The 10,502-nt window shown below is 45.5% G+C and carries 10 protein-coding genes and 1 rRNA gene; 5 read left to right on the forward strand and 6 right to left on the reverse strand.

Features of this window, described 5'->3' with window-relative positions; genetic code table 11:
• Positions 1–44: 44 nt before the first annotated feature.
• The 3 genes from ACRC53_RS02520 to prmA all read left to right on the forward strand — a co-directional run bounded on the left by ACRC53_RS02520 (position 45) and on the right by prmA (position 2,822).
• Positions 45–290 carry a YhdT family protein gene (locus ACRC53_RS02520; RefSeq protein ID WP_438641994.1) on the forward strand — a complete coding sequence of 82 codons (246 nt, stop codon included), beginning with the start codon at positions 45–47 and terminating at the stop codon, positions 288–290.
• The gene (gene panF / locus ACRC53_RS02525) at positions 280–1,734 is read left to right on the forward strand and encodes a sodium/pantothenate symporter (protein ID WP_438641995.1); all 1,455 of its coding nucleotides are present in this window, start codon (positions 280–282) and stop codon (positions 1,732–1,734) included. Before ACRC53_RS02520 ends, panF begins: the two co-directional genes overlap by 11 nt.
• A gap of 200 nt (positions 1,735–1,934) precedes the next feature.
• Positions 1,935–2,822 (forward strand): 50S ribosomal protein L11 methyltransferase, encoded by an 888-nt coding sequence (gene prmA / locus ACRC53_RS02530; RefSeq protein WP_438641996.1) that lies wholly within the window; start codon positions 1,935–1,937, stop codon positions 2,820–2,822.
• 124 nt (positions 2,823–2,946) lie between these two features.
• Here prmA and ACRC53_RS02535 read toward each other — a convergent pair whose 3' ends face one another.
• Genes ACRC53_RS02535 through ACRC53_RS02550 form a run of 4 tightly spaced genes read right to left on the reverse strand, consistent with a single transcriptional unit; the run spans position 2,947 to position 7,740 of the window.
• The gene (locus tag ACRC53_RS02535; RefSeq protein ID WP_438641997.1) at positions 2,947–4,134 is read right to left on the reverse strand and encodes an ABC transporter permease; all 1,188 of its coding nucleotides are present in this window, start codon (positions 4,132–4,134) and stop codon (positions 2,947–2,949) included.
• Positions 4,131–5,294, reverse strand: coding sequence for an ABC transporter permease (locus ACRC53_RS02540; RefSeq protein ID WP_438641998.1), 1,164 nt, complete (start codon positions 5,292–5,294; stop codon positions 4,131–4,133). The genes ACRC53_RS02535 and ACRC53_RS02540 overlap by 4 nt, the downstream gene beginning before the upstream one ends.
• Positions 5,291–6,274 carry an HlyD family secretion protein gene (locus ACRC53_RS02545; protein ID WP_438641999.1) on the reverse strand — a complete coding sequence of 328 codons (984 nt, stop codon included), beginning with the start codon at positions 6,272–6,274 and terminating at the stop codon, positions 5,291–5,293. Before ACRC53_RS02545 ends, ACRC53_RS02540 begins: the two co-directional genes overlap by 4 nt.
• Before the next feature lie 35 nt (positions 6,275–6,309).
• A complete protein-coding gene (locus ACRC53_RS02550) occupies positions 6,310–7,740 on the reverse strand; it encodes a TolC family protein (protein ID WP_438642000.1) in 1,431 nt (476 codons plus the stop codon).
• 246 nt (positions 7,741–7,986) lie between these two features.
• Here ACRC53_RS02550 and dusB point away from each other — a divergent pair, with 246 nt between their 5' ends.
• Together dusB and fis are read left to right on the forward strand one after the other, a co-directional pair.
• Positions 7,987–8,952 carry a tRNA dihydrouridine synthase DusB gene (dusB, locus tag ACRC53_RS02555; RefSeq protein ID WP_438642014.1) on the forward strand — a complete coding sequence of 322 codons (966 nt, stop codon included), beginning with the start codon at positions 7,987–7,989 and terminating at the stop codon, positions 8,950–8,952.
• 24 nt (positions 8,953–8,976) lie between these two features.
• Positions 8,977–9,273, forward strand: coding sequence for a DNA-binding transcriptional regulator Fis (fis, locus tag ACRC53_RS02560; RefSeq protein WP_010862690.1), 297 nt, complete (start codon positions 8,977–8,979; stop codon positions 9,271–9,273).
• A 97-nt stretch (positions 9,274–9,370) separates the two neighbouring features.
• Here fis and fdhD read toward each other — a convergent pair whose 3' ends face one another.
• Together fdhD and rrf are read right to left on the reverse strand one after the other, a co-directional pair.
• Entirely contained in the window at positions 9,371–10,198 is an 828-nt protein-coding gene (gene fdhD / locus ACRC53_RS02565; protein ID WP_438642001.1) for a formate dehydrogenase accessory sulfurtransferase FdhD, read from the reverse strand.
• 214 nt (positions 10,199–10,412) lie between these two features.
• Positions 10,413–10,502, reverse strand: a 5S ribosomal RNA gene (gene rrf, locus ACRC53_RS02570); the annotation flags it as partial.

A 10,502-nucleotide genomic window follows, 5' to 3' on the forward strand; every position in this document is an offset into this window, starting at 1 on the left:
GCCGCCTTTTTTTAATGTTAGCTGTGATGGAGGCATTGCGGATCATGCATGATCATCGCTTCAAGCAAGCTCACCGTGAAGCGCGCTGGGCATTATGGCTCACAATAGCCTACCTTGTTTGCTGGTCACTGTTGGCCTATTTACCCAACAATCAACTTGGCATTACTGGCTTACCGCACTGGTTTGAAATGGCTTGTTTGCTACTGCCGCTGGTTTTTATTCTATTGTGCGGATTAATGGTAAAGCATATTTATCGTGATATTTCACTGGAGAGTACAGATGAAGAGTGAAATTATTCTGCCTCTCGTCGGTTATCTTGTTTTAGTCTTTGCCGTTGCCATTTATGCTTATTTTCAACGCAGTAAAGGCCACTTCCTCACCGAATATTATGTCGGGAATCGCTCTATGGGGGGCTTTTTACTTGCCATGACCCTCACAGCGACTTACACCAGTGCCAGCTCTTTTATCGGTGGCCCTGGGGCAGCCTATAAATACGGGTTAGGTTGGGTATTATTGGCGATGATCCAACTGCCTGCTGCATGGTTATCGCTAGGTGTACTAGGAAAGAAATTTGCTATTTTATCGCGTAAATATAACGCATTGACACTTAATGATTTACTGTACGCACGCTACAAAAATAAAACCATTGTCTGGGTCTCTTGTGCCAGCATGCTGATCGCTTTTTTTGCCGCAATGACCGTACAATTTATTGGTGGTGCTCGCTTGCTCCAAACCGCAGTAGGCATACCTTACCTCGATGGCTTACTGATTTTTGGTGTCACCGTTGGATTGTATACCATGTTTGGTGGATTTCGCGCTGTCGCAATGACAGATGCCCTGCAAGGCATTGTGATGATGATTGGCACCGTTATTTTGTTGTTTGCGGTGATCCATGCGGCCGGCGGAATAAGCCATGCTGTCACGACGCTACGCGCAATTGATCCTGATTTAATCAGTGCACACGGTCCTAACGGAATGCTTGATCTGCCCTTTATGGCCTCATTTTGGGTATTAGTCTGCTTTGGTGTTATCGGCCTGCCACACACAGCTGTGCGCTGTATGGCTTACAAAGACAGCAAAGCTCTGCATTTTGGCATGATTGTCAGCACCATTATTGTTGGTATCTTGATGCTCGGTATGCACTTGACCGGTGCACTTGGACGAGCCGTGTTACCCAATTTGGCGATTCCAGATCAAGTCATTCCAACCCTGATGATTCAAGTGTTACCTCCGGTTGCAGCGGGGATCTTTTTAGCTGCACCAATGGCAGCGATTATGTCGACCATTGATGCGCAATTGATCCAATCCTCTGCCACATTGATCAAAGATCTCTACCTGCGTTTACGCCCACAAGATGAACACAACGAACGAAAAATCTCGCGTCTTTCCAGCCTAAGCACCCTGATTTTAGGCGTTCTACTGATTCTGGCCGCATGGCAGCCACCAGAAATGATCATCTGGCTAAACTTACTTGCTTTTGGTGGCTTACAAGCCGTGTTCTTATGGCCACTGGTTTTGGGGTTGTATTGGGATCGCGCAAACGCCGGTGGTGCACTAACCTCGATGATCGCTGGCGGTAGCTGCTATGTAGTCATGAATCTGATCGGGGCAAAACCTTTGGGTCTGCACGCGATTGTACCAACCTTGATTTTCGGTCTGTTGGCCTTTTTAGTCGGAAATATGTTGACCGAATGCCACCAGCGTAAACAGATGCGCATACAGGCTGAGAGTTAGAGTTAAAGCGTTAAACCGAATAACATGGCTGACGGACTGGCGATAAGATGAGTGTCATACCTCAGCCATGTTATTCTTAGGGATATACCAGCCAGTTTTTGTACTGGCTATCCAAACGGTTTTTTCTCCACAGAACTCTTTTTTATTCACACCATTTTCATCCACACTATCACGCTGTGGATCAACCGAGAGTACTCACCATGCCTTGGATTCAACTGAAACTGAACACTACCGGCGCACAAGCCGAAGCCATTGGCGATCTGCTGATGGATTGCGGCTCTGTCTCCGTCACCTTCATGGATTCCCACGATACGCCGGTGTTTGAACCGCTACCCGGTGAAACCCGTCTGTGGGGCGATACTGATGTCATGGGGCTATTCGATGCTGAAATGAACATGGCTGAAGTTATGCAACAGCTCACCACCAGCCCCCTACTTTCTGCTGATTTTGTCCATAAAATCGAGCAGCTTGAAGATAAAGATTGGGAACGTGAATGGATGGATAATTTTCACCCTATGCAGTTTGGCCGCCGTTTATGGATCTGCCCAAGCTGGCGCGAAATCCCAGAGCCTGATGCCGTCAACGTGATGCTCGATCCAGGTTTAGCATTTGGTACTGGCACACACCCAACCACCGCACTGTGCCTTGAGTGGCTTGATGGGTTAGATCTGGAAGGAAAAACGATTATTGATTTCGGTTGTGGTTCGGGCATTTTGGCCATTGCCGCACTGAAACTCGGTGCAGCCCGTGCCATTGGTATTGATATTGATCCACAAGCTATCACTGCCAGCCGTGATAACGCACAGCGTAACGGGGTTTCTGAACGCCTTGAATTGTATTTGCCACACGAACAGCCTGCCGATCTACAAGGAGATGTTGTGGTTGCCAATATTCTGGCAGGCCCGCTACGTGAGCTGGCTCCGCTGATCAGTGTGCTACCAAAAGCCAGTGGCCATTTGGGTCTATCAGGTATTTTAGAGTCACAAGCTGAATCAGTTGCCGACGCTTACCGCACCCAATTTACACTCGATCCGATTGCCGAGCGTGAAGAGTGGTGTCGTATTACAGGGGTTGCCCGTACAAAATAACGGTACGAAATAGCAGTAAAATACACCACGCCGCACCGATAACACGCGATTAAACATAAAAAACCCCACAGCATAATGACTCTACTGTGGGGTTTTATTTTGATGATCACTTACGATTTGAGTGTTAAACCGCTTTTTCAGCTGACACGCTAACAACCTTATTCACCGCTAAACGCTGGCTATGCAACAACACCCAACCTGCCAAAACGGTATACACCACAGCTTGTATGCCTAAACGCAATAATGGGTCTGCTGCTTCACTCAATGATGCTCCCATCTGATTATATTGCACCATAAGCTCAATACCATTCACACCAGGGATCAAACGGGCCAGCCAAATAATGGGTTCTGGAATAGCAATAATCGGCCAAACAAACCCTGCTGTAAACACTATCGGCAGTGAGGAGATCAACACGGCTTGAGTTGGTGTTTCTCGCCGAGTCATGAAAAAAGTAATCATCACTGCAAAGCAATAGGTTGTCCAAAACAGCAAGCTACAAAGGAGTAGTAATACCCACGGATTGGCTTGGCGAACTACATTGTAGTAATCAAAGCATGTTCCCAAATAGTACATAGCAGCAATCAAATATAAGGGAACAAAAACCAGACCGCGTGCCAACAGCAATTTCCATGGCGATACAGTTTGCCAATAACCACGTTCGCCACCAAGTGTACGCTCTTTGTATTCAGCCGTTTGAATACCCGCTGCAATCAGTAACGTCTGATGTAAAATCAATACAAATACAGCAGGCACTATGTAAGCAATATAACCGATTGAAGGGTTAAATAGTGCTTCAGTTTGTGCCCGTAATGGCAATGCTGTTCCTAATGCCCCTAAATAAGGCGTGCCCTGCATTAACTCTTTGGCAACTTTGACCTGAGCCCCTAACGTCCCCGCTGCACGTGCAATACCCTCAATAATGGATGAGTAAACCAGAAAGTAGCTTGCATCACCCGCAGCAGCAATCACGGGGCTTTTTCCCATCAATATATCACGAGAAAAGTGCTGTGGGATCACCAATAAACCATACACCTCCCCCCGTTGCAGCCATTGATCAGCCTCTTGCTGCGAGGTAGCATTATGGGTAATCTCAACTTGTGGGGTTGCCTCAACCATACGAATAAACTGCCGGCTCAACGCAGAGTGATCATTATCCCACACGGCAACTGGCATACTGGTTACAACTTGATGTGAATAGGGTTGTGGATAGAGTACCGAATAAAAAATCAGCCCGACAAACACCGTCATTAAAATAGCGGCATTTTTGCTCAATGCGCGTATTTCTTCCCGCCAAATTTGGCCCAATGTCATGACAAGCTCCCCAATTTACGTAAGCGAGTTCGCAACAATAACAATGCCAGTGGGATAACCAACCAAAACCACAGTAAATCTGACATGCTATGCCATGATACCGCCCACGATGCGGCATAATTCACCTGCTGAATTTGCACTTGAATATAGTGCGAGACTGGCAACAGATCTGACCAAAACTTGGCAAAACTAGGCATATTTGCGGCAGGAAAGGTCACTCCCATAAAAGCAAACGCAGGTGCAGAATAAGCTGCAGCAGTACTGGCGGCGCGGCCATAATGAAAACTGGTGCAATACAACAGCGTTCCCATGGCAATATAAGCCCCAATCATTAACCACTGCGCTAACAAAATAACCCAAACACTGCCTTCAATTGGCCAGCGTAACCAACCAAAAACTCCCCATAAAAACAGCGCCCCTTGCACCATACTTATTAATGCATACGGCAACATTTTTCCGGCAAACGCTTTCCCTAAACGCCCATCTGCTGATTGTAACCATGTTGAACCATTGCTATTGCGAAACTCTAAACCCCATGCCGCGATCACAACACTGATAAGAAATATTTGCCAGATTCCAGGAATAACCGCTGTGACCAAAAACGGAACATAATTCATGCCAATATTATATAGCGGCGTATATTGGCTTTGTGTTGGTACAGCCTGTCCTAATGCTTGATACACATTTTCGCCAGTGGCTAAATGTACTTGTACTCCTTGTTGGGCAGCCATTGTCAACAACGTGCTCTGCAACGCAGTATTAACCGCTTTCCCTATCAATACATACTGGCTGTTATAATAAGCAGTGACCGCAGGGCTAAGGTGCAATTTAACATCGGTATCTAACCGATAAGGCAGCATAATCAATGCATACGCTTTACCACTGCGCACCAATGACATACCTTCGCTGAGGCTGTTCACATCGTACGCAACATGGAGTGCTGGTGATGCCTCAAAACGTCGAGTGAGCTCACGTGATAACTGACTATGATCATGATCGAGAATAGCCACAGGCAGATCTTTTGGAATACCCGAATGAAAAATGGCCCAGATTAAGACAAAAAACAGCGGTGGCAACCAGATCGTTAACGCAAAGATCCAGCGATCACGCAAAATTCGCTGCCACTCACGCCATGCGGTAGCACGTAGTCCTGGTTTCACTTTGCCTCCAGCAGCACTGTCATACCGACACGCAGCCCCTCAATAGGCTCAACTGGACGTAGCTCAACTTGGAATGTACGCATATCATAGCCACGACCTGGCTGTGTGGTACGCCACGTTGCATAATCACCCATCACACTGATATAGCTAACTTTAAACGCATAGGTCTTCTCTTTACTCAACGCAGGAATACGGACATTAAATACATCCCCTTGCTTGAATTGAGATAAGTTATCCTCTCTAACTTGAAACAAAGCCCATGCATTATTCAGATCAACTAATGTCACAACTGGAAAACCGGCTGGTGCAAGCTCGCCTGGGTGCAGTAAAACTTGATCAACCATACCATCATGATACGCCATTAACTCGGCATCTTTTAGATAAGCTTGCACTTCGGCAACCGCGGCAGCAGCCATTTTCTCTTTTTCTGCTGCAGCCAACTTCTCGCCTTTGCGTGATCCCTCTACAGCCAGTTGATACTGCTGAAACGCAGCTTGTTCAGTGTATTTTGCAGCTTGCCATGCGGTTTTTGCTTCATCACGTTTTTGCTCTGCCATCACACCATCACGAAACAGTGCATTAATTCGCTGATAGGTTTTTTCTGACAAAATTGCAGCTGCTTTCGCTTTTAACCACTGATCTTTTGCCGCCGCAATCTGTTGGCTGCGCGCGCCATTATCAACCTCTTGACGCATCGCTCCTGCCGCAGCTTCGCCAGCTTGTGCTTGATTCAATTTCGCATCAAGCTCAGGGGTAGAAAGCACAAACATTGGATCACCTTGTTTGACTTGCTGCCCTTTTTTAACCAATACCGTCTCAATACGACCCGGTACTTTCGCTGACACAAAATATTGCTGTGCTTCAATTTGCCCTTGCATCAGCGCATCTTGATTATCATATGCCGAAAAATAGCTAACAACTAATGCGACTACAACACCTGCAACGACCACGGCCGCAATGGATTTACGCTTATTATTCATCTCTTTTTTCACCTAACTATTTGTCTAGCACGTGGTTATTGCTGATAGCGATTAAATGCTTCAGGTTGTCCTGATAGAGCCAATAATTTCGACAATGCCGTCGTCATTCGGTAACTGGCTGCCAATCGTTGTGTATCAATCGCAGACTCAGTCATTCTGGCATCTACAACATCAAGCGATGTAGCTAACCCTTGTTCAAACGCTTTGTTACGCAATTGAAAATTTTCTTGTGCCAATACCTGACTTGATTTTAAAGAGTCATACTCTGTTTTTGCTTGCTCTAGTTCCCGATAAGCCTGTTCAATACCCACTTTTAATTGGCGTTCTAGCTCTGCACGACGGTATCCAACCTCTTTACGTGTAATATGTGCTGCAGCCAAACGGTCATTTCGTCCACTGTTATCTACTAATGGAATACTCACTCCTAACCCAACCATCCAATCAGGTGTACGTTGACCTAAAATACTGTCATCGTGATACATGTTATAGTTACCAATTGCCGCTACATTAGGCAAATAACGACCACGCTCTGCTTTCTCTAAACTTTCCGCTTGCTTATCTTTTGCATCTAATAGCGACATTGCTGGGTTCGCTTTCAACGCTGTTTTCACTAAAGATTGCACACTTGGTAAATTTAATCGCGTCACTAATGGCGATGTTGGTTGCACATCATTTTTGTGCAATAGCTCATCTAGCACTAATTGTGCAATCTCTAGCTCACGTCGTGCATTTTCTGCATCTACCCGCGCACGATCATAAGCAACTTGCGCAGATGTACGTTCAACTTTGGCAATTTGCCCTTGTTGTTCAAATTTAATCGCATGCTGTAAATGCTCATTTAACGCAACAGCAACTTGTTGACGTGTCTGATACACATTTTTAGCCAGTGTTACACCATAATAAAAACGCGTTAAATCAGAAAAAGCTTGTAAACGCTTTAATGCAAACTGTTGTCGTGCCTCATCAGCTTGCGCATATGCAGCCGTTTGTGCTGCACTAATGCGGCCACCTGAATAGATAACCCATAACGCATTCACCCCTGCCATTTTAATGGTTTGGTTAGAAAGATTAGTCTCTGTTGGCAGGTTTTTTAACCTTTGCAGTAAAGAGCCTAATTCAGGGTGTTTTCCTACTAATCCTGCTAACATTGTCTGAATTTGTGGATTTGAAGCTAACGTCGGGAAAGGTTGCATCTCTTTTAAATCAAGCGATAAAGGGGAACTTAATCGTGTAACCCCCCCCACAATGTCAATCTTCGGCAAATTAAGCCCATCTGTTGCCTCAGCCATTTTTTGTGAGCGATCAGCGGCTGACATTTCTGCTTTTAACCCATCATTAACCTGTTGAAGAGTCTGCCAAGCCTGATCAAATTTAACCGGTTCAGCCCACGCTAATTGAGAAGTAGGCAGTAAAAAAAAAGCCAGTGAGAAAGCTGGCAACATTAATTTCCAATGCATTAACCGCATGCTAATTGTGATCCTTATCGTGTAATGTCTGCTATTGTAATAAGTTAACAGGGAATAGAGCAAATACGTAAATGAAACACTTTTTTAAAGTATGCCTGTTTTTTATACAATGCATAGCCCTGATAATTGAAAAAATCGCTTGACTATAAAAGTTACTACCAGTGTTCAAAGTTTGGCCTTTCCTCCGACTGAAAAAGTGCGTAATATACGCGCCCTTATAGGCACAAAGTGATTACCTTTCAGTCAATGCGTATCGGCCCTTATAAACTTAACAATCAATTGATCGTAGCGCCTATGGCCGGTATCACTGACCGACCATTTCGGCAGCTCTGTCACGAGATGGGGGCTGGCATGGCGGTATCAGAGATGATGTCCTCAAACCCTGAGGTCTGGCATACTGATAAATCCCGCTTGCGTATGGTACATACCGATGAACCGGGTATTCGCAGTGTACAAATTGCCGGCGCTGATCCTGACGATATGGCAGGAGCAGCACGTGTAAACGTACAATACGGTGCTCAGATCATTGATATTAATATGGGTTGCCCAGCTAAAAAGATTAATCGTAAGTTAGCAGGCTCTGCTCTCTTACAATATCCTAAGTTGGTTGAACAAATTTTAACGGCCGTTGTTACTGCCGTTGATGTTCCAGTAACCCTAAAAATTCGGACTGGATGGGATCAGGATAATCGCAACTGTGTCGAAATAGCCCAAATTGCAGAACGCTGTGGTATTCAAGCACTGGCTATTCATGGTCGTACTCGCGCATGCCTTTTTACAGGTCATGCTGAATACGACAGCATTCGGGCTGTTAAACGCGCGGTTTCCATACCAGTGATTGCCAATGGCGATATCACTACCCCGCATAAAGCCAGAGAGGTACTAGACTATACCGGCGCAGACGCGCTGATGATAGGGCGTGCCGCTCAGGGAAGACCCTGGATCTTTCGGGAAATCCAGCATTATCTGGAGACAGGAGAAGTACTGCCCTCTCCCTCACTTGTTGAGGTAAAGCAGTTACTACTTGGGCATATTCGTGCACTGCATGACTTTTACGGTCACAGCAAAGGATATCGAATTGCTCGAAAACATGTTTCTTGGTATCTACAAGAACATGCTCCTGACGACCAGTTTCGGCGTGCATTTAACGTGATAGAGGATGCTAGCGAACAGCTGGAAGCGTTAAATGTGTATTTTGAGAATCTTGCGTAAAAATAAAAAAGAGCTGAAAGAACCATGTTCGAACAACGCGTTAATTCTGACGTACTGACTGTTGCTACTATTAATGCTCAGGATCAGGTCACCCATAAGCCACTGCGTGACTCCGTTAAACAGTCCCTGAAGAACTACTTCGCTCAGTTAAACGGCCAAGACGTCAATGAGCTGTATGAGTTAGTTCTGGCTGAGGTTGAGCAACCTCTGCTCGACATGGTCATGCAGTACACACGTGGTAATCAAACTCGTGCCGCACTGATGATGGGTATCAACCGTGGTACTCTGCGCAAGAAATTGAAAAAATACGGCATGAACTAAGAGGTTTCCTCTAACCTTTACATGCAATAACAGCATAAACCCACAAAGCCTGCTTTGTGGGTTTATTTATATGTATGACAAAATACTCGCACCAGCATTATCTGATTCGTTCCTTATACGTATAGCACTCCGCGCGTCCACGCCGACAAAACCCTAATAACGTTAAATTCCCTTTTTGTGCCTGTTCAACGGCCATCTCAGTCACTGCAGACATCGCCAGTAGAGTCTCTATACCTGCTGAAACCGTTTTTTGCACCATCTCGTAACTGGCTCGGCTCGTCACTAAAATAGCACCTTCAGTACAGTTATCCCGACACAAATGACCAATCAACTTATCTAACGCAATATGCCGACCAACATCCTCACGGATAGCCAAAATTTCACCCTCACACGACAAATGGATTGCGGCATGTGTTGCCCCCGTCAGAGCCCCTAAAACCTGGCGATCACTCAATTGATCCAACACACGATCTAATGCTCCTAAACTAAAATATTGTGAAAAAGAGAGTGGTTTTACTGAACGTACCACATGATCCAGCTGCTCAGCCCCACATACACCACAACCGGTTCTTCCTGCCAACATACGTCTTGTTGTCTTAAGCCGGCTCAAACAACGGTTAGCAAGCTCAATATGCAGCTCAATACCTTTACTCGTCTCTTCCTGCCGATAGTCATGCACATCATAAGCATGCTCAATAATGCCTTCAGTGAGTGAAAAACCTAACGCAAAATCTTCAAGATTGCTCGGCGAACACATCATTACGGTATGTGAAATACCGTTATAAACCAAGGCAACTGGCTTTTCTGTTGGTAATATCACCCCTGTTTCATGGCTCGCTATACGCTCATCAGAACCGGTTTTTAATGTAAAACGGGAAATATCATACGTACGGCAAAGAGCCTCTGAAACCAATTCAGGTATCATAAAATCCTTCTCATTAATGCATCAGCAGTTGTCATTACAGTAACGCCAAGCAGCCAATATTTTTATCAAAAAACAGAATATTTAAGAACGTTATTTTTAGGGATAGACAAAAAACCCAGCCAAACTCATGTTCCCTATCAAACTCAGCTCAATATTGCCAAAACTCCAAACGCAAAAAGCCCATCCTTTCGGATGGGCTTTCTACTTATTTGATGCCTGGCAGTTCCCTACTCTCGCATGGGGAGACCCCACACTACCATCGGCGCTACGGCGTTTCACTGCTGAGTTCGGCATGGGGTCAGGT

It is taken from the genome of Plesiomonas sp., assembly GCF_051652165.1.
In the GTDB taxonomy this organism is placed as follows: Bacteria; Pseudomonadota; Gammaproteobacteria; order Enterobacterales; family CAMTGL01; genus Plesiomonas.

Bases quoted from the DNA above. Each gene is read 5' to 3' on its own strand.
- ACRC53_RS02550 (WP_438642000.1), bottom strand. From the start codon at position 7,740: ATGCGGTTAATGCATTGGAAATTAATGTTGCCAGCTTTCTCACTGGCT.
- ACRC53_RS02520 (WP_438641994.1), top strand. From the start codon at position 45: ATGCATGATCATCGCTTCAAGCAAGCTCACCGTGAAGCGCGCTGGGCA.
- prmA (WP_438641996.1), top strand. From the start codon at position 1,935: ATGCCTTGGATTCAACTGAAACTGAACACTACCGGCGCACAAGCCGAA.
- fdhD (WP_438642001.1), bottom strand. From the start codon at position 10,198: ATGATACCTGAATTGGTTTCAGAGGCTCTTTGCCGTACGTATGATATT.
- fis (WP_010862690.1), top strand. From the start codon at position 8,977: ATGTTCGAACAACGCGTTAATTCTGACGTACTGACTGTTGCTACTATT.
- panF (WP_438641995.1), top strand. From the start codon at position 280: ATGAAGAGTGAAATTATTCTGCCTCTCGTCGGTTATCTTGTTTTAGTC.
- ACRC53_RS02545 (WP_438641999.1), bottom strand. From the start codon at position 6,274: ATGAATAATAAGCGTAAATCCATTGCGGCCGTGGTCGTTGCAGGTGTT.
- ACRC53_RS02535 (WP_438641997.1), bottom strand. From the start codon at position 4,134: ATGACATTGGGCCAAATTTGGCGGGAAGAAATACGCGCATTGAGCAAA.
- dusB (WP_438642014.1), top strand. From the start codon at position 7,987: ATGCGTATCGGCCCTTATAAACTTAACAATCAATTGATCGTAGCGCCT.